This is a genomic window from Cohnella sp. SGD-V74 (genome assembly GCF_003001675.1).
Taxonomy (GTDB): Bacteria; Bacillota; Bacilli; order Paenibacillales; family Paenibacillaceae; genus Cohnella.
This window is the reverse complement of the sequence record NZ_PVYW01000030.1, coordinates 1-25,763: the sequence shown is the minus strand read 5'-3', so window position 1 is coordinate 25,763 and position 25,763 is coordinate 1. Positions and strand designations below refer to the sequence as shown.

Annotated in this window: 19 protein-coding genes; all 19 read left to right on the top strand. The window is 59.1% G+C overall.

What is annotated here, in order from left to right; genetic code table 11:
* Positions 1-12 precede the first annotated feature (12 nt).
* The gene (locus B0G52_RS32185; protein WP_094050538.1) at positions 13-816 is read left to right on the top strand and encodes an alpha/beta hydrolase family protein; all 804 of its coding nucleotides are present in this window, start codon (positions 13-15) and stop codon (positions 814-816) included.
* A gap of 1 nt (position 817) precedes the next feature.
* Complete coding sequence (cysK, locus tag B0G52_RS32180) at positions 818-1,762, top strand: cysteine synthase A (protein WP_094050537.1); 945 nt, start codon at positions 818-820, stop codon at positions 1,760-1,762.
* Between the two features lie 47 nt (positions 1,763-1,809).
* The gene (locus B0G52_RS32175) at positions 1,810-2,397 is read left to right on the top strand and encodes a thioredoxin family protein (protein WP_094050536.1); all 588 of its coding nucleotides are present in this window, start codon (positions 1,810-1,812) and stop codon (positions 2,395-2,397) included.
* A gap of 139 nt (positions 2,398-2,536) precedes the next feature.
* A complete protein-coding gene (locus tag B0G52_RS32170) occupies positions 2,537-3,925 on the top strand; it encodes an ABC transporter substrate-binding protein (protein ID WP_094050535.1) in 1,389 nt (462 codons plus the stop codon).
* 66 nt (positions 3,926-3,991) lie between these two features.
* Entirely contained in the window at positions 3,992-5,098 is a 1,107-nt protein-coding gene (locus B0G52_RS32165; protein ID WP_094050534.1) for an ABC transporter ATP-binding protein, read from the top strand.
* 27 nt (positions 5,099-5,125) lie between these two features.
* Positions 5,126-8,110: an extracellular solute-binding protein gene (locus B0G52_RS32160; RefSeq protein WP_094050533.1), complete on the top strand. Its 2,985-nt coding sequence runs from the start codon at positions 5,126-5,128 to the stop codon at positions 8,108-8,110.
* Positions 8,100-9,020, top strand: a complete 921-nt coding sequence (locus B0G52_RS32155; RefSeq protein WP_094050532.1) for a carbohydrate ABC transporter permease — start codon at positions 8,100-8,102, stop codon at positions 9,018-9,020. Before B0G52_RS32160 ends, B0G52_RS32155 begins: the two co-directional genes overlap by 11 nt.
* A gap of 2 nt (positions 9,021-9,022) precedes the next feature.
* Positions 9,023-9,904: a carbohydrate ABC transporter permease gene (locus tag B0G52_RS32150; protein ID WP_094050531.1), complete on the top strand. Its 882-nt coding sequence runs from the start codon at positions 9,023-9,025 to the stop codon at positions 9,902-9,904.
* Positions 9,905-9,921: 17 nt separating this feature from the next.
* The gene (locus tag B0G52_RS32145; RefSeq protein WP_094050530.1) at positions 9,922-12,084 is read left to right on the top strand and encodes a YIP1 family protein; all 2,163 of its coding nucleotides are present in this window, start codon (positions 9,922-9,924) and stop codon (positions 12,082-12,084) included.
* Positions 12,081-14,345: a DUF5696 domain-containing protein gene (locus tag B0G52_RS32140; protein ID WP_094050529.1), complete on the top strand. Its 2,265-nt coding sequence runs from the start codon at positions 12,081-12,083 to the stop codon at positions 14,343-14,345. The genes B0G52_RS32145 and B0G52_RS32140 overlap by 4 nt, the downstream gene beginning before the upstream one ends.
* Positions 14,329-15,252, top strand: coding sequence for a carbohydrate ABC transporter permease (locus tag B0G52_RS32135; RefSeq protein ID WP_233163283.1), 924 nt, complete (start codon positions 14,329-14,331; stop codon positions 15,250-15,252). The genes B0G52_RS32140 and B0G52_RS32135 overlap by 17 nt, the downstream gene beginning before the upstream one ends.
* A gap of 25 nt (positions 15,253-15,277) precedes the next feature.
* Positions 15,278-16,192: a carbohydrate ABC transporter permease gene (locus B0G52_RS32130; protein WP_094050528.1), complete on the top strand. Its 915-nt coding sequence runs from the start codon at positions 15,278-15,280 to the stop codon at positions 16,190-16,192.
* Positions 16,193-16,277: 85 nt separating this feature from the next.
* The gene (locus B0G52_RS32125; RefSeq protein ID WP_094050527.1) at positions 16,278-18,041 is read left to right on the top strand and encodes an ABC transporter ATP-binding protein; all 1,764 of its coding nucleotides are present in this window, start codon (positions 16,278-16,280) and stop codon (positions 18,039-18,041) included.
* The gene (locus tag B0G52_RS32120; protein WP_094050526.1) at positions 18,025-19,854 is read left to right on the top strand and encodes an ABC transporter ATP-binding protein; all 1,830 of its coding nucleotides are present in this window, start codon (positions 18,025-18,027) and stop codon (positions 19,852-19,854) included. Before B0G52_RS32125 ends, B0G52_RS32120 begins: the two co-directional genes overlap by 17 nt.
* Positions 19,855-20,070: 216 nt before the next feature.
* Positions 20,071-20,691 (top strand): PadR family transcriptional regulator, encoded by a 621-nt coding sequence (locus tag B0G52_RS32115; RefSeq protein WP_094050525.1) that lies wholly within the window; start codon positions 20,071-20,073, stop codon positions 20,689-20,691.
* Positions 20,688-22,529: an ABC transporter ATP-binding protein gene (locus B0G52_RS32110; RefSeq protein WP_233163281.1), complete on the top strand. Its 1,842-nt coding sequence runs from the start codon at positions 20,688-20,690 to the stop codon at positions 22,527-22,529. Before B0G52_RS32115 ends, B0G52_RS32110 begins: the two co-directional genes overlap by 4 nt.
* Positions 22,530-22,710: 181 nt before the next feature.
* Positions 22,711-24,366: a transglutaminase domain-containing protein gene (locus B0G52_RS32105; RefSeq protein ID WP_094050524.1), complete on the top strand. Its 1,656-nt coding sequence runs from the start codon at positions 22,711-22,713 to the stop codon at positions 24,364-24,366.
* A gap of 122 nt (positions 24,367-24,488) precedes the next feature.
* Complete coding sequence (locus B0G52_RS32100; RefSeq protein ID WP_094050523.1) at positions 24,489-25,388, top strand: AraC family transcriptional regulator; 900 nt, start codon at positions 24,489-24,491, stop codon at positions 25,386-25,388.
* 163 nt (positions 25,389-25,551) lie between these two features.
* A partial coding sequence (locus B0G52_RS32095; protein WP_233163279.1) for a transposase zinc-binding domain-containing protein occupies positions 25,552-25,763 on the top strand: 212 nt, incomplete at its 3' end.

Sequence of the window (25,763 nt, the reverse complement as noted above, 5' to 3'; positions counted from 1 at the left end):
GGAGCGAGAAATATGCCGGAACAAACGCTGAAAACGGAATCGTTCGACATTGCACTGAATGACGATTTGAGACTGAGAGGCCGCGTCAAAACGTCGGGAGACGGCGCTCGCAAGCCGATCGTCATCGTCGCCCACGGCTTCAGAGGGCATCAGGATTGGGGCTTCTGGCCGGACGTGACGGACCGGTTCGCGGCGCGGGGCTATTACGCGGTCGGCTTCGATTTCTCGCGGATTACGGCCGCGGAAGACGGCCTGGATGAGGAGCGGGCGTCAAAAGCCGGTACGTTGTCGCAGGAGCTGCTGGACATCGACGCGATCGTCCGCCATGCGCTCGAAGGGCGGCTTCCGTTCCCGGAGGAGGCCGATCCGCAGCGGTCGGCGCTGCTCGGACACAGCCGGGCGGGAGGAAGCTCGATCGTGTACGCCGGCGAGAATTCCGGACGAATCGGTGCGGTCGTCGTATGGAACGGCGGCGCATCGCCGATCCGTTCGAGCGGGGAGCCGGATCTGAGTCCGCTGCAGAAGGCCGTGGCGCTGGATTACGAAGCGAACCCGGCGCGCTTCGATACGGCCAAGCATTTCGCGGAGCTGAGCCAGCCGGCGCTGATCGTCCAAGGAGACGGAGACAGCGAGAGACTGCTTTCCTTCGTGAACCGGCTGCAGGAGCTGGCGCCCAATCAGACCTATGCTTCGATCCCGGGAGCCAACCATACGTTCAACGCCTCCCATCCTTACGAAGGCGCGAACGAAGCGCTGGATTCGGCCTTCGAGGTCACGATCGGTTTCCTGGACAGCAAGCTCAAGAGGGGGCAGTAAGATGGTGCGAGTGGCCAACAGCATTACGGAGCTGATCGGCGATACGCCGCTGGTGCGGCTGAACAAGATTGTGCCGCAGGGCAGCGCGGAAATTTACTTGAAGCTGGAGTTCTTCAATCCGGGCAGCAGCGTCAAGGATCGCATCGCGATCAGCATCATCGAAGAAGCGGAGCGCGAAGGAAAGCTGAAGCCCGGCGACACGATCGTCGAAGCGACCAGCGGCAACACGGGCATCGGCATCGCGCTGGTCGCCGCTGCCAGGGGATATCGCTCGGTGCTGGTCATGCCGGAGACGATGAGCGTGGAGAGGCGCAATCTGCTGCGCGCGTACGGCGCGGAGCTCGTGCTGACGCCGGGGAGCGAAGGGATGAAGGGAGCGATTCGCGTCGCCAAGGAAATTCTGGACCGCAATCCCGACTATTTCCCTGCGCAGCAGTTCGACAATCAAGCCAACGTCAAGATCCACCGCGAGACGACGGGCCCGGAGATCGTGGAAGCGATCGACTCTCTGGGTGGGCAGCTCGACGGCTTCGTCGCCGGCATCGGCACGGGCGGCACCATTACCGGCGCGGGCGAGGTGCTGCGCGGCCGCTACCCGGACATCCGGATCGCGGCGGTGGAGCCCGCAGCTTCTCCGGTCCTGTCGGGAGGCAGCCCGAGTCCGCACAAAATTCAGGGCATCGGCGCCGGCTTCGTCCCGTCCATCCTGGACACGGCCATCTATGACGAGGTGCTGCAGGTGACGAACGAGCAAGCGTTCGAGACGGCCCGGCTTGTCGCCAGGGAAGAGGGCATTCTCGGCGGCATCTCTTCGGGGGCGGCCGTTCATGCGGCGCTTCGTCTGGCGGAGAGGCTCGGCGCGGGCAAGCGGGTCGTCGCCGTCATCCCCAGCAACGGCGAACGCTATTTGTCGACGGTGCTCTACGCGGAAGAACAGCAAGCCTGATCCATTCGGCAACAATCAACTATTCAAATAGAGGAGAGATTGGAACTATGGCATTTACCCTGCAAATCGGAGAGAAAGCTCCGGACTTCAACCTGCTCGCGACGGACGGCAAGCACTACAGCTTGCAAGATTTCGCGGACGCCAAGGCGCTCGTCGTCTTTTTCACCTGCAATCATTGTCCGTTCGTGAAAGGCTCCGACGAAGTGACCCGCGAGACCGTGCTCAAGTACGGCCCGCAAGGCGTGAAGTTCCTGGCGATCAGCTCGAACAGCGCAACGGCTTATCCGGAGGACTCCTACGAGAAAATGATCGAGAGAATCGAAGAGCACAAATTCCCGTGGGTGTACGCGTACGATGAGAAGCAGGAAGCCGCGCTGGCCTACGGCGCGCTGCGCACGCCGCACTTCTACGTGTTCGATGCGGACCGCAAGCTGATCTATACGGGAAGGGCGGTCGATTCGCCGAAGGATGCTTCCAAGATTACTTCCTACGAATTGAACAATGCGCTGGAGGAGTATCTGACAGGCAAGGAAGTGTCGGTGCCGCTGACCAATCCGATCGGCTGCAACGTGAAATGGGAAGGCAAGGACAAGCGCTGGATGCCGGAAGAGGCATGCGATCTGGTGCTGAATTAACGCAATAGGCAGCGATGGGAGCAAGTGGATCGACCGTATCGACGGAGATGCGCTTCCCTCGTCCGTGCGACGGGGGGACGCGTCTTCTTTTTTTGTTGGGAGATTAAATCAGTCATAAAGACAAAGAGGAGAATATCGGATGAAAAGGCAGAGTTGGGGTTTGCTTGCATTGCTATTGGGAATTGGAATCGTGACGGGCTGCAGCGGATCCACTGAAGGAACGAACGGCTCGGCGAACGGCGCGGAGAGCGGAGGGGCGCAGCCGCAAGCGGCGTCGCCCGCATCAAGCGAAGCCGCCGATGACGGGGGCCAGCAGCCGGTCACGCTTAAGGTGCTTCGGGCGGGCATCACGGTTACCCAGGCCGAATTCGAGAAGACGCTGGTGGAACGGACGAAGGAGAAGTTCCCCCACGTGACGCTCGAATGGGTGGAAGCGCCGGAGGACGTGGAACTGGAGCCGCTCATTACGTCCGGCTCGGTGCCGGACATTATGTTCGTGTCCACTTCGTCGCTCTCTACGACGTTAAAAGAGCTTAATCTGGCGGAAAATCTGCAGCCGTACATCGAGAAGCACAATGTCGACCTGGCAAGGCTGAAGCCTGTCGTGCTCGACACCGTCTCTAAATATTCGCCGGAAGGAGCCCTGCACGCCATTCCGTTCTCGGTCAACCTTCCGGTCGTGTTCTACAACAAGGACATCTTCGACAAATTCGGAGCTCCTTACCCGCCCGACGAGCAGCTGAGCTGGAACGAGGCGATCGAGCTGGGCAAGCAGGTGACGCGCAGCGACAACGGAGTCGACTATATCGGCATCGATCTGTTCGGCTCCAGCAACATCGCGACGGGGCTCGATCTGTATATCGTAGATCCGGAGACAGGCAAGGCCGACGTAACGACGCCGGAATGGCGCAAGGTGTTCGAGCAGCTTCAGCGGAGCTACGAGGTGCAAGGGTATATCGGCCCGGACGGCCGTTACCAGTACGCCAACGACGACGACATTTTCTACAATGAGAAAAATCTGGCGATGGTCGCCTACAATATCGCCCACCTGCTGGGACCGCTCGAGGAGCTGCGCCAGCAAGGCATCGAGCTGAACTGGGATTTCGCGCCGTTCCCGAACTTCGAGGAAAATCTGGGCACGGGCAAGGCGGCCAACGTGCATTCGCTGATCGTGACGCAGGCCAGCAAAAACAAGGACATCGCGTTCCAGGTCATCGCCAACATTCTGACCGACGAATCGCAGTTGGCGCTGTCCCGAATCGGCCGCGTGCCGACGGTGGAGGGCAAGCAATTCGAGGAAGTATACGGAGACGACATTCCGGTGCTGGAAGGCAAGACGGTCGCCAACATTTTCAAGGCGCCGCCGCGCAATGTCATTAAGCCGCACAAGTTCGAGAGCAAGGTGCGCAAGTTCCTGACCGAGGCTGAGCGGAGTATCGCCGTCGACGGAGTCGATGTCAATTCGGCGCTTCGCACCGCCCAGGAAGCGATCGAGAAAGAGCTTATTACGTTGAGCAAGACGAACTGAGTAGGGAAGGTCTATTGCGGCGGAAGCGCGATATCGGCGCTTCTGCCGTCTCACGGGGGGACCAGGATGGCCAGCATCTCGATTCGGCATTTGTACAAGAGGTACGGCAAAGACCGGCAGACGGTCGTGAACGACTTCCATCTCGACATCAAGGACAAGGAATTTCTCGTGTTCGTCGGCCCGTCAGGCTGCGGGAAGTCGACGACGCTTCGCATGATCGCGGGGCTGGAGGAGATCACGGAGGGCCAGGTGTATATCGGAGACCGGCTGGTCAACGATCTGCCCCCGAAGGATCGGGATATCGCCATGGTGTTTCAAAATTACGCGCTGTATCCCAATATGAGCGTCTACGAAAATATCGCGTTCGGCTTGCGTCTTCGCAAGCAGCCGCGTCATGAGATCGATCTGGCGGTGCGCCGTGCGGCGCGGGTGCTGGAGATCGAATCCTATTTAAATCGGAAGCCCAAGGAGCTGTCGGGCGGTCAACGCCAGCGGGTAGCTCTGGGAAGGGCGATCGTGCGCAATCCAAGCGTGTTCCTCATGGACGAACCGCTGTCCAATCTGGACGCGAAGCTGCGGGTTCAGATGCGCATGGAGTTGATCAAGCTTCACAAGACGCTGGGAGCCACGTTCATCTACGTGACGCACGACCAGATCGAAGCGATGACGATGGCCGATCGGATCGTCGTCATGAAGGACGGGGTCATTCAGCAGATCGACACGCCGGAGGCGGTCTATACGTCTCCGAGCAATACCTTCGTCGCGAGCTTTATCGGCTCGCCCGGCATCAACTTTATCAAGGGCAAGATTACCGAGGATGCGGGGGGAAATTTGTTATTCGAGACGAACCGTTTCTCGCTGCCGGTTCCGAAGGAAGCGGCGAATGTGCTGAGACGGCACAACAAGACGAACCGCCAGGTGACGCTCGGCATCCGTCCGGAGCATGTCGGGCCGGAAGGGTTGTATTCCGACTGCGTGTTCACGGCGGTGTACAAAGTAAGCGAGCTGATGGGCGCCGACCGGTTCCTGCATCTCGACATCGGACAGGATCGGCTTCTTGTGGCGAGGGTCGACGCTTATTATCGCTGCGAGAATAACGAGAGCCTGCGCATCGTGCTGGATATGTCCAAGGCATTGTTCTTCGACGCGGACAGCGGCGCGCGGCTGACTTGAGACAGGCGGGAAGGAGAGGATGAAGAGATGCGGCGCAGCGGGAAGAAACGGCGCTTGATCTATTCCAGCGTGCTGGTTACGGCAGTGGCGATACCGCTGCTGGGATGGACGCTCGGTTCCGTCGGCGGGACAGGCGGCGGGCTGTACGGCCCCTACGAGGCCAGGCTGCAGCTGGACGGGTTCAAGCTGTGGGACAATCGTTCGATTGCCGAAGCGGAGCTGGAGCCCTACTATGCTGAAGTTCTTCAGGGCGATTACGCTTCCTTGCCGGACGGCGAGGAACGCATTGCGATCGACGCTTCGGCTCCGTCCGCCCGTTCCAGCGAATCGGCTCTGGTTAAAGGAGAATACGGGGGAAGGCCGGATGTGCTCGTCTGGGATTCGATGGATACCCAGTGGGTGGAATACGAGGTGACGGTCGAGCGGGAAGGGCTGTATGAAATCCATGCCACCTACTTGCCGCTGAAGGGCGAGAACCATACGCGGCCCGTCGTCTGGGACGTGAAAGTCGACGGGGCGCGCCCCTTCCGCGAAGCCTCTTCCATTACGCTCTACCGCCAATGGAAGGACGCGGAGGAAATCAAGAAGAACGACGACGGAGACGAAATCCGCCCGATCGCTTCGGATGTGTCCGACTGGACGACCTATCCGCTTGCCGATTCGGGGGCCAACTACGCGGAACCTTTCAAATGGCATTTCTCCGCGGGAAAGCACAGGATTCGGCTGGAAGGGTACGAGCCGGTCGCCGTCGCGGAGCTGGCGCTCGTCGCTCCCAACTCTCCCAAGCCGTACAAGGAGGTCGCCGCCGCCCATGCGGACGCGTCCTCTCCGGATATCGCAAGCCTTACGATCCAAGCGGAGCGGATGTCCTGGAAGAACGATCCTTCGGTCGTGATGATGTGGGACCGGGATTGGCGCACGTTACCGAGGGCCCAAGGGCGCATCACGTACAATACGATGGGCGGCGTGCGCTGGGACTGGCCGAATCAGGAGGTATTCTGGGAGTTCGAAGCGCCGGAGAGCGGTCTGTACAAAATCGGGTTAAGGGCGCTGCAAAATCGTTTCTCGCAGAAAGCCTCCTTCCGCACGATCCGCATCGACGGAGAAGTTCCGTTCAAGGAATGGCTGACCTACCGATTCCCCTACCAATCTTCCTGGCAGCACGTCGCGCTTGCGGACGAGTCGGGAGAGCCGTTCCGGATTTATCTGGAGAAGGGGCCGCATACGCTGTCCATCGGACTGACGCACGCGGCGGTCAGTCCGATCGTCAGAGGCATCGAGAATTTGAGCGCGCTGCTGCGCGATATCGACAAGGATCTGAGCGCCGTGACCAGCGGACAGAGCGACCGCAACCGCACCTGGAAGCTCGATCGCGACTTGCCCGGCTTAAGGGATCGGCTGGAGCAGGCGGCCGGCAATCTGGACGTGCTGGCCGACGCCATGACCGAGGCGAACGGCCGCAAGGACAGCGCCAGCGAAGGCTTCCGGCTGTCCGCGAGCGATCTGCGCGCCTTGCTGCGCATTCCGGACGACATTCCGTACCACGCCGATGAGATCGCATCGATTACGGAGAAGATCAACAATTTTGTCGTGAACATGCACAAGCAGCCGCTTCAGCTGGATGAAATCTATATCGTGCCTGCCGACAAGCCTTTCCCGGAGAGAACGACTTCCCTGGCCGACAAGATCAAGGGAACGGCGGCCGACTTCGTGTACTCCTTCGATACGCGCCAGAGCTTGAGCGATAAGAACGAGAGCGAGCTTAGCGTGTGGGTGCTGCGGGGCCGCGACTACGTGACGCAGCTGCAGGATCTCGCCGACGAGACGTTCACGCCGGTTACCGGGATTAAGGTGAAGGTCAATCTGCTGCCGAATCCGCAGCTGCTGGTCATGTCGAACGCGGCGGGACTGCAGCCGGACGTGGCGCTGGGGCTGAACCAGGATTTGCCCGTCGATTACGCGATCCGGGGCAGCGTGTACGACCTGAGCCGTTACGACGATTTCGGCGACGTCTACAGCCGCTTTAGTCCGGGCTCCTGGCAGGCGCTGTATTACGACAAAGGCTATTACGGGCTGCCGGAGACGCAGTCGTTCCAGGTGCTGTATTACCGCAAGGATATGATGCGGGAGCTGGGGCTCGAGATTCCGGAAACGTGGCAGGACGTGTACGATCTGCTGCCGACGCTGCAGCAGAACGACATGAACTTCTACATGGACCCGCAGGAGTTTCTGCCGTTCGTCTCGCAGAACAGCGTGGAGTTCTATACGGCCAACGGGTTCGCGACAGGGCTGGATACGCCCGAAGGCTTCCAGGCGTTTAAGCAGTGGACCGATCTGTACAACATGTACGCGATGGAGAAGCAGGTTCCGAGCTTCTACCAGCACTTCCGCAGCGGCGCGATGCCGATCGGCATCTCCGATTACAACATGTACGTGCAGCTGGCCGCTGCCGCGCCCGAGCTGAACGGCCGCTGGGGCATCGCGCTTATTCCCGGCGTCGAGCAGCCGGACGGCACGATCAAGCGCTGGGCCGGAGGCCAGCAGACGACGGGCGTTGTCTTCGAGGCTTCGCAGAAGAAGGAGCAGGCTTGGAAGTTTCTGAAATGGTGGGTGTCCACCGATACCCAGGTCCGATACGGCTCCGATCTGGAAGCGATCAACGGCGTATCGTTCCGCTGGAACACGGCCAACGTGGAGGCTTTCACGCGCCTGCCGTGGAAGCGAGAGGACGCCAACGTCATTTTGCGGCAGTGGGCTTGGTATAAGGAAAAGGAAAATCCGCCGGGCGGCTATTTCATGGGCCGGGAGCTTAACAACGCCTGGGTACGTTCCGTCATCGACGGGATGAATTACAGAGCTTCTCTGGAGGCTTCCATTCTCGATATCAACCGGGAGCTTCGGAGAAAGCAGCAGGAGTTCGGCTTCATTGGCGAGTCCGGGCAGCCGCTCAGATCGCTCGATTTTCCAATCGTGAAGGAGCCGTGGGACGGGGTGGACCAATATGTCAAATAAGCGGGCCGCCCTGCTGCGGCAGATGTGGCGGCACAGGCTGAGCTATCTGTTCATTACGCCGTTCATGCTCTGTTTTATCGCCTTTATCGTCGTGCCGGTCGCGGCCGCCGTAGCTTTGAGCTTTACGTATTTCAACGCGATCGAGAAGCCGCGGTTCATCGGCTGGCAGAACTTTCAATACTTGATCTCGCAGGATTTGCTGTTTCTGAAGTACGCCCTGCCTAATACGTTCAAATTCGCGCTTATCGTAGGGCCGGGAGGCTATATCGCCGCGTTCCTGCTCGCCTGGATCATTTCTCAGCTGCCGGGCAGGCTGCGCAAGTGGTTCGCCCTGGCGATGTATACTCCTTCCCTGACCATCGGCATCGCGATGTCGATCGTCTGGCTGCCGATGCTGACGGGGGATCGGGTCGGCTACCTGAACAGCGTGCTGCTTCGTCTCGGTTGGATTGAGGTGCCGCAGCTGTGGGTGACCGATCCGGACTATCTGATGACTTCGATGATCGGAGTGACGCTCTGGTCGAGCATGGGCGTCGGGTTCCTCGCGATGCTTGCCGGCATTCTTAACGTCAACAAGGACTATTACGAGGCGGCCAGAATCGACGGGATGAAGAGCCGTCTCCAGGAAATCTGGTACATCACCATTCCGTCGATGAAGCCGCAGATGCTGTTCGGCGCGGTGATGGCGATCGTGACGACGTTCAAGACGGGAGCGATCGGCGTGGAGCTGTCCGGCGCCAATCCGACCCCGGCTTACTCGGGTCATCTCATCATCAACCATATCGACGACTTCGGGTTCATCCGCTTCGAGATGGGCTATGCGGCCGCCGTCTCCGTCTTTTTGCTGCTGCTGATGTACGTATCCAACAAGCTGAGCTGGGGCTTGTTCGGTTCGAAGGGAGACGAATAACCATGCTGCGCGCTCTTGGACGATTCGGACCGGCCGGATGGCGAAGGATGGACGGCTTTCAGAAGCTGCTGCTGCTGTCGCTCGTCTTGTTGTCCGTCTTCATGCTCTTGCCGGTCGTCTACATTTTCAACCATGCCTTTAAGCCCTATCACGAGCTGTTCGTCTATCCGCCGACCTTCTTCGTGAGGGAACCTTCCTTGCAAAACGTCAACGAGCTGGCCTCGGTCGCGTCGCGCTCGACCGTGCCGATGGTCCGGTACTTGTTCAACAGCGTGTTCGTGTCGGCGCTGGCCGTAGCTCTGGTGACCGGAGTAAGCGCGCTGTGCGCCTACCCGCTGTCCAAGCACCGCTTCCCGGGCGCGGGCATCGTGTTCGCCGCCATTCTGCTGACGCTGATGTTCGCGCCCGAGGTGGTGCAAATTCCGCGTTATCTGGTCGTGAGCGAGCTGGGAATCATGAATACGTATTTCGCGCATTTGTTTCCGCTTATGGCGATGCCGATCGGCGTATTCCTGCTGAAGCAATTCGTGGATCAGATTCCCGATTCCTTGCTGGAGGCCGCCCGCATCGACGGAGCGAGCGAGTTCGTCGTCTTCGCGCGAATCGCGCTGCCCGTCTGCATGCCGGCCGTGGCGACCGTCGCCATTCTGGCGTTCCAGAACGCTTGGGGCAACGTGGAGACGTCCGCGCTGTTCATGCTGGACGACGAGATGAAGAGCTTCGCCTTCTTCCTGTCGACGTTAACGAACAATCTGGCGAACAACGTGGCGATGCAGGGCGCCGCGGCCGTCGCTTCGCTTATTATGTTCGTGCCGAATCTGGTCGTGTTCGTCGTTCTGCAGAGCAAGGTGATCGCGACGATGGCGCATTCGGGCATCAAATAAACACTGGGGGAGATCGAATGCATAGGCGGCTGGCGCTGCGTATCGCGCTGCTCGGCATCGTCGGGATCATTGCGGCCCTGTCGGTCTATCCCCGGCAGGTCCGGGGAGGCGTGCCTTATCAAACCTATTACAGGGACAACTACAATCAGCAATACCAGATTCAGACAGCGTACATGCCCGCGGGCGTATTCGGCCGGGAGCTGTTCGCGGAAGATCCGGCGCATCCGGGGGAGCTTAAGATCTCCCCTCTGTCCCAGCCGCAGGATCTGTTCATCGACAGCCGGGATCAGATCTATATCGTCGACACCGGCAACAATCGGATCGTGCATCTCGACAAGGACGGCAGCCTGATCCGGCTGCTGGAGCCGAAGGACAATCCGCTCAGGCGGCCGCAAGGCGTCTACGTCCATACGAACGGCGATATTTATATCGCGGACACCGGCAACAACCGGGTGCTGCGGCTCGACAGGGACGGACGGGTGCTCGCCGAATTCGGACGCCCGGATTCGAAGCTGATTCCGGCCTCGTTCAAGTTCGACCCGGTCAAGCTGGTCGTCGACAAGCGCGGGTTTCTGTACATCGCGACGCTGGGGGGCTACCAAGGTCTGCTCCAGCTCGACCCGGAAGGGCAATTCCAGGGCTTCTTCGGAGCCAACAAGACGAGCGCTTCGTTCATCGACAGCGTCAAGCGGCTGCTCTACTCCCGCGAGATGTATGAACGGGAGATCAGCAAGCTGCCGGGCTCGATCACAAGCGTGGATATCAATCGAGAAGGCTTCATCTATACGGTTACGAAGGAAGTGTCGAAGGGGCAGCTCAAGAAGCTGAATATCGCTGGGCTGGATCAGCTCGCCGGCAAAGGAGAGTTCGCGGATACGTTGTCGGACGGCCAATTCGGCGAGTCCATCCGGCAGTTCGGGAGAATGCCGTTGGTTTCCCCCCAATTGAACGATCTGACCGTGGACACGGACGGCAATATGACGGTCATTGACACCCGTCTGAATGTCGTCAGCCAATACGACGGCAACGGCAATCTGCTGTTCTTCTGGGGAGGAGAGGCCGGAGATACGACGACAAAGCTGGGACTGGTCAAATTGCCGTCCGCCATCGCCAGCGACTCGGCCAACCAATTGTATATTCTGGACAGCGAGAACAACGTGGTGCAGAAATATGTCCTGTCCGAATTCGGCAAGCTGGTCCATCAGGCCAACGGCCTGACCCAGGACGGCCGATACGAGGACAGCGAGCCGCTGTGGAGAGAGGTGTACCGTCAGAACGCTTTCTATGCGCCGGCCGTGCTGGGCTTGGCGAAGGCGGCTTACAAGAAGGGCGACTACGAGGAAGCGCAGAGGCTGTTCCAGAGCGCCGGAGGGGTGCAGGGCTATTCCGATTCCTTCTGGCAGAATCGTCTGCTCTGGTTTCAGAACCGCTTCGGCTTGTTTATGAACCTGATCCTGGGCCTTGCCGCCCTCGTCTATATCGCCCGGTATGCGAGCCGCCGCCTCGGCTGGCGTCCATCCCTGCTCGGCGAACGCATTCGCAAGCCGCGCGGTTCGATCGGCAGGCATCTGAAGCAGTTGGGCCATGCCTTCTACGTGATGAAGCATCCGCTGGACGGCTTCTACGGCATCCGGTACGAGGGCAAAGCGAACCCGCTCAGCGCCTCGATCTGGCTCCTGCTCGCCGTGGCCGCGTACGGCTTCATGAAAGCCCGGACGAACTTTATTTTCAACCCGTCGATCCTGTTCGAGGCGCAGATCGTGAACGCGCTCATTCAGTTCGGGGTCGTGTGGCTGGGCTTCGTCATCGCCAATTACTTGACGAGCTCGCTTACGCAGGGAGAAGGACGCTTCCGCGACGTGTATACTGCCAGCGCCTATGCGATGTTTCCCATCGTGCTGGTCGGCGTGCCTCTGACGATTGTGTCGGGCGTCATGACGCTCAGCGAGGCGTCCATCTTTTATTTCATCCAATACGGCTTGTACGGGTGGGCGGCGCTGCTCTTATTCTGGCAGGTGCAAGGCGTGCAGAACTTCAGCGTGGGCGAGACGGTCAAAAGCTTGTCCCTGAGCGTGCTTACGATGCTGGTCATCGGCATCCTGCTGTTTATTGTGTTTAGCCTGACCAGCGAACTGGTCAGCTTCGTCTACTCGATCTATCAGGAGGTGGTTATCCGATGAAGCGTCGCGCAATAGCCGTCGCCGCGACGGCGGGCGTCATTGGGTTGCTGCTTCTGGGACTGCTGTGGATCGTGGCTAGAGATGCGCCGCAAGAGCCGGCCGCCCCTGCGGACGAAGCGTGGACGCCGACGACCGTCTCGGAGCCGGTCGCGATCGGCTTGCCGGACGAAGCGGATTTCGTACAGGTCGGGGAATCTGCGTCGTTCAAGCTGTGGGCGGACCCGGTTACGGGCCACTTCAAGGCGGAGAGCAAGGCCGGAGGCCGGATCTGGCGGTCTTATCCCGATCCCGAGCATTGGGAGGCGGAGACGGCGGCCGGCATATGGCGCAGCAACTTTCTGTCGCCGGTCATGCTGGAATACATCGACGCCTCCAGCTCCAACTCCCAGACGAAGATGACCAACTGGATGGAGGAGAAGGGCGTAATGGAAAATTACGAGAAGCTGGACAACGGCTTCCGCGTCATTTTTCATCTGACGTCGACCTCGTTCCGAATCCCCGTCGAGGTGCGGCTGGTCGACGATTACGTCGAGGTTAAGGTCGTCGACAGCGGGATTCGCGAAGGGAAGCTCAGTCTGCTCAACTTGAAGGTGTATCCGCAATTCGGCGCGCAGCCCTCCTCCGGAACGGACGGTTATATGCTTCTGCCGGACGGCTCGGGAGCGTTGGCCCGATTCGAAGAGAACAAGATCAAGGACAAATCGATCTATCGCGAGACGGTGTACGGGCCGGATATTTCCTTCTATAACGAAAACACGAACCGCAACGCGGTGCGGATGCCGATCTTCGGCCTGAAGTCGGGAGAGCAAGGCTTCCTCGGCGTCATGACGGAGGGCGAGGAGTACGCCAAGCTGTTCGCCGCTCCGGCCGGAGCGCTCGGGCAGTCGAACTGGATCGGCCCGGAATGGCAGTATCGCATCAAGTTTTTCCAGAGCACCGACCGGCAAGGCCGGAACGGCTTCTATACGTTCAGCAAGGAGCGCTTTCAGGCCGCTTCGCGCAGCGTCAGGTACTACTTGCTGGAGGGAGACGGCAGCGACTACGTCGGGATGGCCTCCCGATATCGCCAATATTTGATCGATGAACGCGGCTTAAGCCGGTTGACGCCGGAGCGGTCCCATATTCCGTTCTACGCGGATCTGATCGGCGCAGACCTGAAGCAGGGCGCGCTGTGGGACGATTATATCCTCGGCACGACGACGGAGCAGGCGAAGGAGTTGCTCGAAGCGCTGGGAGACGCAGGCATCGGCAATATCACGGCCATCTATCACGGCTGGCAGAAATGGGGCTACAGCTCTTACGGCGGTCTGCTTCCCGTCGACCGGCGAATCGGCGGCAACCAAGGGATGGCGGCGTTGGCGCAAGAGGCGCGCCGGAGCGGGGGCAAGCTGATGCTCGCGGCGAATTATTCTCTGAACAACAGCGGCCGGGGAGGCTTCTGGAGCCTGAACGACGGCCTGCGCAATCTGGCCGGCACGCTGCAGGAGTCGGCTCTGCCCGCGCGGGGCAAGCGCGTGTCGATCGTCAGTCCGCTTTACTCGTTCCGCGAAGCGCGCAGCGATCTGGATACGTACCGGGAGCTGGGCATAGACGGCATTTTGTATACGGGAGGCATCGGCAGCGCGCTTCATACCGACTTCAACAGCCGGAATCGGGCGAGCCGCACAGAGGTGCTTCGCGGGCAGCAGGAGCTGCTGCGGGAGACGGCGGAGGCGGTCGGCTATGCGGCGGTGGAGGACGGCAATTTCTATTCCCTGGCGGCCGCGGGCCATCTTCATCGGATCGCCGACGACTATTCGTACGATATTTTCGTGGATGAAGCGGTGCCGTTCGCCCAGATTGCGCTGCACGGCCTGGTTACCTATACGTCGGAATGGGGCAATCTGCGCGACGAATACGAGACGGAATTTCTCCGCAGCGCGGAGTACGGGGCGTATCCCGCTTTCGTATTCACTGCAGCTTCCTCCGACGAGTTCAAGAAGGCTTATTCCGTTCGGTACTACAGCATGAACTACCGGGACTGGCTGGAGACGGCCGCCCGGCAATACCGCAAGCTTGACGAGGCGCTTGGCGACGTGCAGGATCGCTTCATTACCGAACATCGGGAGCTGGCATCTGGCGTGAGGCAGACGGTCTACGACAACGGCATGGCCGTCATCGTGAACTACAACGCCGCTCCTTACAGCGCGGCCGGTGTCGAAGTGCCCGGAAGAGATTTCGCCGTCATCGACAGGAGGGATACGGATGAACACGGAGCATAGCCGCCTGGAGCCGGCCAAGCGGACGCGCAGGCGCTTGCCGCTGCTCGGCTGGAGGAAGAACGACGCCGTGCTGCGCAAGGTTGAAGGCTCGCTGTTTATCGCGCCATGGGTGGTCGGCTTTCTCGTTTTCGTGGCGTTTCCGCTCGTCTATTCCTTGTATATGAGCTTTAATCAAGTTCGAATTACCGTTACCGGGGTTCAGACCAGCTGGGTGGGCGTGCAATATTACCGGGAGATTTTGCTGGCCGACGGCGGGCTGCTGTACGACGATTTGTTTCCGTTTTTGCGCGAAGCGCTCGTCATGATCCCGATTATTATCGTCTTTTCGCTTATGATCGCCATTTTGCTCAATTTGCGATTTGCCGGACGGGCGGCTTTCCGGGTCATCTTCTTCCTTCCCGTCATTTTCGCTTCCGGCCAGATTATCGGCGAATTCATCGCCCAGGGCGAAGGCTCCTTGAATGTCATCGCATCGCTCGGGATGGACGACAGGCTGGCCCGGTATTTGCCGGACGCGTGGGCGGGGCCGATCGGCAAGGTCATCGGCTCCTTCGTGCTCGTGCTCTGGTATTCCGGCGTGCAGATTCTGATCTTCCTGGCGGGCCGGCAGACGATCTCCGGCAGCGTGTACGAAGCGGCGCGCATCGACGGGGCCGATCCGTGGAGCACGTTCTGGAAAATTACGCTGCCCGGCATGGCGCCGTTCATTTTTCTGAACGTCATCTATACGATTGTCGACTTGTTCACGTATCCGTCCAATCCGATCATCAGCAAGGTGACGACGGAAAATTACGGCGTGTCCAGCGCGCTGGCCTGGATTTATTTCGGCATCGTGCTTCTGTTCATCGCATTGGCCTTCGCCATCTACGCGAGAACGATCAAATCCATGTCGCCGCGGGGTCATTAAGTCGGCAGGAAAGGGGGGTTGCGGGATGGGAAAGTGGTTGTGGCTGAGAAATAAGCTGGTCGGCCTGGAAGCGGACAAAGGGCTTCTGTTTCGCGCGTTTCTGTACTTGCTGCTGGTGGACGTCGCGTTCATTTATTTGAAGCCGGTTTTCTATATGATGACAACGATGGTCAAGGGCGCTCCCGACTTGCTGGACCCCGCCGTCATCTGGGTGCCGACCGCCCTGTACGGCGGCCATCTGGCCGAAGCGATCAAGATGCTCGATTACGCGAAGAGCTTCGGCGTCAGCCTGACGGTGTCGACGGCTTCGGCCGTTATTCAGGTCGTGTCCTGCTCGATTGCGGGCTATGCGTTCGCGCGGCTGGATTTTCCGCTGAAGCGGTTCTGGTTCGGGGCGCTGCTCTTCACTTTCATTATGCCGGCGCAGGTGACGATTCTCCCTTCCATTCTGCTGTTCAAGGAGCTGGGCTGGATCAACACCTTCTGGCCGCTGCTGGTTCCGACGCTGTTCGGCCATGGGCTGAAGGGCGCGCTGTTCGTCTTGATCTTCCGGCAGTTCTTCTCGACGCTGCCCAAGGAGATGGAGGAGGCCGCCCGCATCGACGGCGCGGGGGCGTTCCGTATCTTCTTCCGCGTCATGCTGCCGATCTCGCGCTCGGCTATCGTCGTCGTGTTTCTGTTCTCGTTCGTATGGTCGTGGAACGACGCGTATTTCCCGTCCATGTACATGTTCGGCGCGTCCGACGTGCCGCTGTCGGTCGGTCTCTCCAAGCTGAACGCTCAGCTCGTGACGGAGGCGCAGGAAGGAGGTCTGCGGGCTTTCCTGGAGCCGGTCAAGATGGGGGCTTCGTTTCTGATCATCATGCCGCTGCTGGTGCTGTACGCCTTCACTCAGAGATGGTTCGTGGAAGGGGTGGAGCGGACCGGCTTGGTGGAGTAGAAGCGATTAGGATTTCAATGGCGATTGTAGTTGCGCTTGGAACGTTAGACACTTATTTTCGCGGAAGACGGGAAGTGATAGCAGGTTGGATGCACAACGGATTTTGGCGAACTTTTTTCGTAAAACCTGGCCTTTCTACGTGATGTCCATCGCGCTGCATACGGTTGCGAACATCATACAGGTGAACTTCCCGAAGGTGCTGGGGGAATTCACCGATGAGCTGGAAGCGGGGCTGCTGTCGATGGACGGCGTCGTGCGCTACGGCTGGACGCTGCTGGCGATCGGCGTCGGCTTCGCGCTGATCGGAGGCGTGGCGCAGTATTTGGTCATGTACACGGGGCGTTATTTCGAGTTTATGAACAGGAGCAGGCTGTACGCGCATTTTACCGGATTAAGCGAACGCTTCTATTCCCGGAACGGGGTCGGCAAGCTGCTCAGCTACTTCATGAACGATGTGACGGCGGTCAGGGAGTCGATCTCGATGGGCGTCAACCAGACGGCCGGCGCGTCGATTCTTCTGATCTCGACGATCGTCATGCTGCTGCTGTCGGACGTGCCGATCTATTTGGTCGCCGCCTGCATTTTCCCGCTGCTGCTCATTCCGTTCATCGTCGTCTACTTCGGCCCGATTATTCGCAAGCGGTCGCTGCAGGTTCAGGAGGCGCTGGGGACGATGACGGAATCGGCGGAGGAGCAGTTCGGCGGCGTGCGCGTGACCAAGAAGTTCGCGATGGAGGAGACGATGAACGGCCGGTTCGGCAAGACGGTGGAGCGCATTCGCGAGAAGCAGCTCCGCCTCGTGCGCGTGTCGTCCTTCTTCCAGGCGCTGGTTCCGTTCCTCGGTTCGACGGCGCTCATCATCGCGCTCTCCTTCGGCGGCTATCTGGCGATTGTCGGACGAATCTCGCTCGGCAGCTTCGTCGCGCTGACGCTGTACATCCGTATGCTGATGAACCCGCTGCAGCAGATCGGCAACGTCATTAACGTCATTCAGCGGGCCAGAGCCTCGCTCGATCGGCTGAACGATCTGCTCGGCAAGCAGCCCGATATCAAGGAGCGGGAAGACGCCTTGGCGGCCGATCTGGCCGAAGCCGATATCGAGCTTCGCGGCTTGACGTTCTCCTACGAAGGAGGAGAGAGCGAGCGAGCGGTATTGAAGAATATCGACTTGAGGGTTGCGCGGGGAGCTACGCTGGGTATCGTCGGGCGTACGGGAAGCGGGAAGACGACGCTGACGAAGCTGCTGCTGCGCACCTACGATCCGCCCGACGGCACGGTGTTCTACGGAGGCGCGGACGTGCGCGATCTGACGCTCGAAAGCTTGCGGCAAGGCATCGCTTACGTGCCGCAGGACGGCTTTCTGTTCAGCTCCACGATCCGCGAGAATATCGCGTTCCACAAGCGCGATTCAGAGCTGGCGCAAGTCGAGCATGCGGCCAAGCAGGCGCGGGTCTATCACAATATTATCGAGTTTCCGGACCAGTTCGAGACGAGATTGGGCGAACGCGGCGTCACGCTGTCGGGAGGACAGCGCCAGCGCACCAGTCTCGCGCGAGGCTTGATCAAGGAAGCTCCCGTCCTCATTCTCGACGACAGCGTCAGCGCCGTCGACGCGGTGACGGAGACGGAAATTATGGAGACGATCCGGGAGGTCAGGCAGGGCAAGACGACGATCATTATCGCGCACCGCATCAGCGCGCTGAAGCATGCCGACTTGATCGTCGTGCTGGATGAAGGAGAGATCGTTCAGAGAGGGACGCACGAGTCCTTGCTCGCGGAAGAGGGCTTGTACCGGACCCTCCACGACATTCAGGAGGAGGGGACGCAGCAGCATGGCACAGGCAATTAACAATTGGCAGATGGATCAGAAGGCCGATCTGAGCGAGCCCAAGGCGAAGCCGAAATACATCTCCACCTTTCGCGCGCTGTCCGGCTATATGAAGGAGCATCGGCTGACGTTCGCGGGCTTCATCTTCTGCACGTTCATCGCGATCGCCGCGGAGCTGCTTCAGCCCTATCTGGTCAAGATTGCGATCGACGACAACTTGATGGCGGGCAAGAACGACTACCGAAGCCTGCTGCTTCTGTGCGGCATCTACTTCGGCTTGTCGCTGGCCAGCTTCGCCTTCGCTTATTTGCAGAACAACCTGCTGCAGAACGCGGGACAGAGCATCGTCGCCAGCATCCGCAAGCGGCTGTTCCGCCATATTACGAGCCAATCGATGTCTTACTTCGACCGGGTGCCGAGCGGCAGCCTCATCACGCATGTGTCGAGCGACACGGAGGCGATCAACCAGTTCTTCAACCAGGTCGTGCTGAGCTTGTTCCGCGACGGCCTTACGCTTGTGTTCATCCTCGTGCTGATGTTTAATCTGGACGCCGAGCTGACGCTGTACTGCCTGATCCTGCTTCCGATTATCGCGGGCATCGCGATCGCCTTCCGCGCCTACATGCGGACAACGTACCAGATGGCGCGCACGCGCTTGTCGCGTCTGGTCGCCTTCGTGGCGGAAAACCTGTCGGGCATGAACCTGATTCAGGTGTTTCACCAGCAGGAGGAGCAGAAGAAGCAGTTTCGCGAGCGGAACGATTCCTACTTCCGAGCCAACATTCGCGAGATTCGCACCAATGTGCTGTTCAACCGCTCCTTCGAGGTGCTGAACAATCTGGCGATCGCGTTCATCACATGGCTGGGCGGGAAGGCGGTGCTGGGGCAAACGCTGGAATTCGGAGTTCTGTACGCCTTTATTACGTACATCCGTCTGTTCTTCCAGCCGATCAATACGATTACGCAGCAGTGGAATACGCTGCAATCCGCCACCGTGGCCATTAACCGCGTCTGGAACATCTTCGCGATCGAGCCGGACATCCGGGACAGAGCCGAGACGAAGCGCGTGAACAAGGACGATATCGAAGGACGGCTCGACTTCAACCGCATTGCGTTCGCTTATCCCGGAGGCTCAGACGTCATTAAAGGGCTGGACCTGCATGTGCGTCAGGGAGAAATGGTAGGCATCGTAGGCACGACGGGAGCGGGCAAGAGCTCGCTGATCAGCCTGCTATGCCGCTTCTACGACGTGCGGGAAGGCAGTATTCTGATCGACGGCCACGATATTCGCGATTTGGCCCAGCGCGATCTGCACCGGATCGTCGGCCTCGTGCAGCAGGAGCCCTATCTGTATTCAGGCACTGTGCTGGATAACGTCCGTATGTTCGACGAGAGCGTTACACGGGAAGAGGCGATCCGCGCATGCGAATTCATCGGAGCCGATTCGATCTTCTTGCGGATGAAGGACGGCTACGATACGATGCTGTCGGAGCGCGGTAGCGGCTTGTCGGCAGGAGAACGGCAGCTGATCTCGTTCGCCCGCATTATCGTGTTCGCGCCGAAAATTCTGATTCTCGACGAAGCGACCGCCAATCTCGATTCGCATACCGAGCAGCTGGTGCAGGATGCGCTGCATCGCGTATCGCAAGGCCGGACGACGCTGGTCATTGCGCATCGGCTGTCCACCGTCATGGGTGCGGATCGCATCCTCGTCATGAGCCAAGGGCAGATCGTTGAAGAAGGCACCCATGAGCAATTGCTGCAATTGGGCGGCTACTACGAGCAGTTGTACCGGCACTCGCAAGGCATGCACGAGGCGGTCGAGGCGGGCTAGGATCGGGAGCGGACGGCAGTAGCGGGGAATGGCGGCAACTGGCTGCCTGAACCCGGAGCAGGGGTCTTGGAAAGCCGGGGATTCGACGACGCCGGCGCTGAGACAGGCGGGTGAAAGCCGTGTGGAAGCCGGGCTAAAGTAAGCATTGTGAATTGACGAACTCTCCGATAAAATAAAGATAACGATATATCGTTATCGCAGAATGGAGTGACATCCGTGTGTAGAGAAGAATGGCTCGGAGAAGAATGGCGTCAAGAGGAAAGGCTGTTTCTGCATCTCGGCAACGAACGGGACAGCAGCGGCTCGGGCAGAAGATATTTCAGCAGAGGCGGCGTGAAGTACGCGCTGCTGGAGCTGTTGGAGCGGGAGAACATGCACGGCTACCAGATGATGAAGTCGCTGGAGGAGCAGTCGGGAGGCACGTATAAGCCGAGTGCGGGCTCGATCTATCCGACGCTGCAGATGCTCCGGGATCAAGGACTCGTCGAGGCTTACAAAGAGGAGGGGAAGAAAATATTCCGAATCACGGATGAAGGCCGCCAATACTTGCAGGAAGAGAAGGACCGTCCCGAGTCTGCCGACGGCGAGCAGCGCTGCGAGCCGCAGGAGCCGACCGGACCGGAAGAGGAGCAGGGGCAGGCGGACGGCAATCGCCGCAACCGCCGGTTGACCCCGGCGGGCAAGGAGCTGCTGCATCTGCTCCGGAGCGTGGAGCGGGCGGCGCTGTCCGACGCGGACAAAGCGGCGCGCTTCCGGACGGTTATCTCCGAGCTGCGCGTATCGCTGCGGCAAATTATCGGAGACGTGCCCGACGGAAGCGCGGAGGAGTTGCGGTGAGCGACGGCCGCTATTCGTCCGGCGGCTTCCGGCCCGGCCGCGGCATGGGAATGGGCCGGTTCGGAACGGGCGAGAAGGCGAAGCCCGCCAGCATTCTGGGGATGTTCGCCCGAATATACGAGCATTCCCGCAAGCAGTGGCGAGCGATCGTATTGGCGATCGCCTGCATCATTGCCGTATCGCTGCTTGAGTTCATCGTTCCTCAGCTTACGCGGTACACGATCGATCAGCTTATTCCGAACAAGCGATTCGATCAATTGCTGCTTATTGCCGCAGGGGTTCTCGGGTCGGCCGTAGCGCTCGGAGCGCTGCGGTTTTTGAGCGCGTCGTTGATGGCTTCGATTGGACAGCGGGTGCTGTACACGTTCCGCAACGATCTGTACCGGCACATGCAGAGCTTGGACGTATCCTTTTTCGACCGCAATCGCACCGGGGATCTGATGTCGCGCGTGACCAACGACGTCGGCATCCTGCAGCAGCTTATTTCTTCCAGTATGGTGCAGTTGTTCACGGACTTTTTCACTTTTGGAGCCATTGCAATCTATATGTTGTGGATCGACTGGAGGCTGACGCTGCTTCTCCTTGCGACATTCCCGCTGATGATTCTGACGACGAAGCTGTTCGGGAAGCGCATGCGCTCCTCGTTCCGCAAGGTACAGGAATCGGTGGCGGACGTCAGCGACCATCTGCAAAACTCGCTGACGGGCATCCGGCTGATCAAGTCGTTCACGAAAGAGGAATACGAATCCGAGCGTTTCTCCGAGCGGACCAAAGTCAATATGGATGCCAATATTCAGGTGGTGCGCTTGCGCGCGGCTTACGAGCCGATCATCGACTTCCTCAACTTCGTGGGTCTGGCCATCGTGCTCGTATTCGGCGCGTGGCTGGCCATGCGCGGAGAGATGACGGTCGGCACGATCGTCGCCTTCATCGCTTACCTGCGTCTGCTGCAAAATCCGATCCGGCACTTCAGCCGCGTGATCAATACGATCCAGCAGTCCGCCGCCGCGTATGAGCGCATCATGGAAGTGATGAACACGAAGGCGGCCATCGTGGAGAAGGAAGATGCCGCGGCGTTGCCTCCCATGCGCGGACATATCGTGTTCAGCGACGTAAGCTTCGCCTATTCGAATGATTCCGAGGTGCTGTCGCGGTTTAACCTGGAGCTGGAAGCGGGGGAAATTACGGCGCTGGTCGGTTCCTCCGGCTCCGGCAAAACGACGATCGCCCACCTCATCCCGAGGTTCTACGACCCTCAGGAAGGGGAGATCTCGATAGACGGCTATTCTTTGAAGAATGTAACGACCGTATCTTTGCGCGAGCAGATCGGCATCGTCTCGCAGGATATCATTCTGTTTAACGGAAGCATCGGCGACAATATCCGTTACGGCAATGCCGACGCCTCGGACGAAGAGATCTGGGCCGCCGCCCGGGCCGCGAACGCCGATAAGTTTATCGCAAGGTTCCCGGACGGCATGGATACGCAGATCGGCGAACGGGGCGTGAAGCTGTCCGGCGGGCAGAAGCAGCGCATCTCGATCGCCCGGGCGATTCTGAAAAATCCGCGAATCATCATTCTCGACGAAGCGACGGCTTCGCTCGACTCCGAATCGGAGAAGCAGATTCAGGAGGCGCTGGCCGGACTTCTGAAGGGCAGAACGTGTCTCGTCATCGCTCATCGGCTGTCGACGATCCAGCAGGCGGATCGCATCCATGTGCTGGAGCAGGGACGCATCGTCGAGAGCGGAACGCATGACGAGCTGCTGCGGCTGCAAGGCCGGTACAGTCAGCTCTATGAAATGCAGTTCCCGCAGCTTCAACTCTCTTCTCAAGCGTAATCGTATAGGAAATCCGCAACGAAGGGTTGCGGCAGACCGCCGTCGGGGCGGCTGCCGCAGCCCTCTTCGACATTTCCTTCAATTGGAAAGCAACCTGTGGTAATCTTGATCTGTTGCCGGATCTGCTGCGATTGCACGGTCCGGACGGAGGAGAAAACGAGCGGAAGAGGAGATCGAACATTTGAAGAAGATCGTTGCTGTGTTTCTCGCACTGTTTCTTGTGGCGCAAACAGCTGTAACCGTACCCGCGAACGCCCGGGATGCGGCATTGGTCGGCAACGCGGGGGATCGCTATTCCTTCCCTGCGGACGCGCCGTCGGACGAAGCGAAGGAACGGATTGCCGAGCTGATCGCCCGGGGAAGTCTGCCGGAGGCGTTCCAGCGGAATTTCAGAAGAGCGATTACGGTGGACGAGCTGGCGCAGCTCTATTATCGCGAGGAGCGGAATCTCGATCGAATCGAGATCGATTATCCGGGCTTCGACGAGAATACGCCCTATTACGTTAAAGCGGCATTCTTTTATGGACTCATAGACGATCTGGAAGATTTGAAGCTGACGATGACCCGCGCCGAGGCGGCCAGGCGGATTTCGAAGAGCTTGACCTACGTGCTGGGAAGGGACGTCTTTACCAAGGATTTCGCCTCCGTTAAGCCGGAGGATTTCCACGCGGTCGGGAATGTGCTGTCTTACGGCGTCATGCCGGCCATTCAAGGCAATTTTCAGCCGAACAAGCCGTTTACCCGGGAACAGGCTATTCTCGGCATGGAGGCGCATTCCTCCGGCAATGTCCGCGGAATTCTGCCGTACGGCGGATCGGCGGGGAAAGCCCGTCTAACGGTCGGCTCCAATTTCGCGTACTTGGATTTCGATTCCGACAAGGATGCCAAGGACTACATTCAGTATCAGGTCGAAAATATGACGAAGGGCGTGAAGCTGACCTCGGGCAAGCACCAGAGGATCGACGTCGGCTTCGCAATTTTGGAGCTGTGGACTCCGACGCACGAGGTGAAGTTCACGTTCAAGAACGGGTTGGAGCATCTTCGTTTTCGCGGGGATTCCGTTCTGTACGGCACCTTCGTCTACACGAACTGGCATGGCGAAGGCTATCTGGCCGAGCCGCGAGTGCTGAAGGCGGGGGAAAAGGCGGTGCTGGAGCTGCAGCCGGACTCCGTTCACCGCAAGCTGTACGCCCGCACGGATGAAATTCTCAAGAAGATTCTGAAGCCGAACATGACGGACGAGCAGAAGGTTAAAGCTATTTTCGACTACGTCGTTACCCGGATTAAGTACTCCAGCGGAGCGGACTACATCTCCGCGGCTAACGCGCTGAAGGCGATCGAGGAGGGCAAGGGCGTGTGCGCCCACTATACGTCGTTGTTCCACTATCTGGCCACGCGGGCGGGAATCCCGTCGATGCCGCTTTCCGGTCCTTCTTTTGTCGGGCAGCACGCCTGGAACATGGTTTATTTGAACGGCAAATGGGTCTATGTCGATGCTACGCTGGCAGACGGGAAGAAAAATATCGACTATACGTATTACCTCAAGGACGCCATGTTCATGATGAAGACGCGGACGTGGATGGGCTTCGGCTACCCGGATATCAACGTCTATCCGGAAGTGGACGGCATGAACCTGAAGACGACCGAGGAGCTGCGTGTGTATTTGCTGCGGAAGATGGAGGAGAGCGGTCCCGAGCCGCCCAAGAAAGTGACGTTCAAGGTGGCGAGCGGAAAGGTGGACACGGACTTGAAGTTTCTGTCCGTTATTCGCGAGGATTACAAATACAAGCTGAGCTACGACTCGAAGACCAAGATGTATACGATGACCAGGGGCTGACCGAAGCGGATAGAGCAAGAAACGTCAAGGAAGTTTGGGCAAAGACGAGGCGGATAGAGCAAGAAACGTCAAGAACGTAAGTTCGCCTCCGGCTACAATGACTATAGAAGGGAGGACGCCGGGTGTCAGCGTATGAAGAAGCGATTCAACGCGTCGTGGACGAGATCGAAGACAGGCTGGGCGAGGAACTCAGGTTCGCCGACCTGGCGCGGCTGTCGAACTTCTCGGAGTTTCATTTTCACAGAGTGTTCCATGCCCTTGCGGGGCTTCCCGTCATGGAATACGTTCGGGTCCGCAGATTGGTACGGGCCGCGGCGCGGGTCGCCTACTCGCAGGATCGGCTGCTGGATATCGCGATCGACTGCGGGTTCGGTACGCCAGAGACGTTCATTCGCGCGTTTCGCAAACTGTACGGCATGACGCCGGGCGACTACCGGAAGAAGGGCTTTCGTCCCCCGGACTATCCCAAGGTCGACGTGAGGCAACGAAAGCTTAATCCCTACTTAGGAGGAATTCGCATGGAATACCGCATCGTAACCAAGCCCGCTTTCGACGTCATCGGTTATTCGCTTCGCACCAGAACCCACGAGGGCGAGAATCACCGGGACATTCCCGCATTCTGGAGCCGCTACATGGAAGAGAAGATGGGGCAGAATCTGCACGGGCTGGCCGTCTCCGGCGCCGAGTACGGCATCTGCGACGACTTCGACATGGAGTCGGGAGAGTTCAGCTATATTATCTGCGTGGAGGCCAAGGAGGGGGCGGAGGCTCCGGAAGGAACCGTTAAGCGTCATTATCCGGAAACGACGTACGCCGTCTTCACGACTCCGAAAGTAACTCCCGACCGGTTCTCCGAGTCGATCCAGAGCACCTGGGGCGTCATCTTCAGCGAATGGTTCCCCAACTCCGACTACGAGCATTCCGGCGGCGCGGAGCTGGAGTATTACGACGAGCGCAGCTGTCGCGACCGCGCCGAATTGTTTGAGATGGACATCTATATTCCGGTCAAGCCTAAGGCGTAGGCTGATTGTTGTGCGACTGCCGTATTCAAGTCAGGCCATAAGTGAATAACGTTCGGATGATGCGCTCGCCCTTCACGGGGCGGGCGTTTTTGCTGCCCTTTTTCACAATATCAGAAAGTATAAAATCACTGCCCTATTTCAGAAAATTTGTTAAGGTAAGCATATGGAGAGCAATGAACTGAAGCGGATTTTTCTGGAGAACTGGGAATGGTTTTGTGCGAAGCATGGAGATCGAATCCGACCAGCGGTATTGAAGGAAGTGACGAAGTTTTTAGGTTGTGGGAATCCTAAGAACGGATTTAAGCTTTTGGTATGCGAAGGTTGCCACGATATAAGGAGAGTGCCGTACAGGTGCAAGGGAAGGTTTTGTACGAC

Coding starts and splice junctions, on each gene's coding strand:
- cysK (WP_094050537.1), top strand. CDS start 818: ATGGTGCGAGTGGCCAACAGCATTACGGAGCTGATCGGCGATACGCCG.
- B0G52_RS32155 (WP_094050532.1), top strand. CDS start 8,100: ATGTCAAATAAGCGGGCCGCCCTGCTGCGGCAGATGTGGCGGCACAGG.
- B0G52_RS32130 (WP_094050528.1), top strand. CDS start 15,278: ATGGGAAAGTGGTTGTGGCTGAGAAATAAGCTGGTCGGCCTGGAAGCG.
- B0G52_RS32120 (WP_094050526.1), top strand. CDS start 18,025: ATGGCACAGGCAATTAACAATTGGCAGATGGATCAGAAGGCCGATCTG.
- B0G52_RS32185 (WP_094050538.1), top strand. CDS start 13: ATGCCGGAACAAACGCTGAAAACGGAATCGTTCGACATTGCACTGAAT.
- B0G52_RS32140 (WP_094050529.1), top strand. CDS start 12,081: ATGAAGCGTCGCGCAATAGCCGTCGCCGCGACGGCGGGCGTCATTGGG.
- B0G52_RS32135 (WP_233163283.1), top strand. CDS start 14,329: ATGAACACGGAGCATAGCCGCCTGGAGCCGGCCAAGCGGACGCGCAGG.
- B0G52_RS32165 (WP_094050534.1), top strand. CDS start 3,992: ATGGCCAGCATCTCGATTCGGCATTTGTACAAGAGGTACGGCAAAGAC.
- B0G52_RS32170 (WP_094050535.1), top strand. CDS start 2,537: ATGAAAAGGCAGAGTTGGGGTTTGCTTGCATTGCTATTGGGAATTGGA.
- B0G52_RS32145 (WP_094050530.1), top strand. CDS start 9,922: ATGCATAGGCGGCTGGCGCTGCGTATCGCGCTGCTCGGCATCGTCGGG.
- B0G52_RS32160 (WP_094050533.1), top strand. CDS start 5,126: ATGCGGCGCAGCGGGAAGAAACGGCGCTTGATCTATTCCAGCGTGCTG.
- B0G52_RS32150 (WP_094050531.1), top strand. CDS start 9,023: ATGCTGCGCGCTCTTGGACGATTCGGACCGGCCGGATGGCGAAGGATG.
- B0G52_RS32175 (WP_094050536.1), top strand. CDS start 1,810: ATGGCATTTACCCTGCAAATCGGAGAGAAAGCTCCGGACTTCAACCTG.